Annotated in this window: 1 protein-coding gene; it reads left to right on the top strand. The window is 64.7% G+C overall.

Annotated features, from left to right (window positions below; all coding sequences use genetic code 11):
* The coding region (locus V0R37_RS23315; RefSeq protein WP_420376720.1) for an IclR family transcriptional regulator domain-containing protein at positions 1-232 on the top strand (232 nt) is incomplete at both ends.

Below are 232 nucleotides of genomic sequence, written 5' to 3' on the forward strand. Positions count from 1 at the left end.
GCCTCAGCGAGCAGCTGCACGAAGCCTGCAACCTGGCCACACTGGAAGGCGAGCAGGTGCTTTACCTGGCGCGCTCAGCCATTCCGCAGCGGCTGATCTCGGTGGATCTCAGCGTCGGCAGTCGCCTGCCGGCCTATTGCACCTCCATGGGCCGCATCCTCCTTGCTGCGCTGGACGATGACCAGTTGCAGGACTACCTGGCCCATGCCGAACTGCAACCCAAGACCAGCCG

The sequence above is a fragment of the Pollutimonas rozaliensis genome (assembly GCF_048751585.1).
Lineage (GTDB): Bacteria > Pseudomonadota > Gammaproteobacteria > Burkholderiales > Burkholderiaceae_B.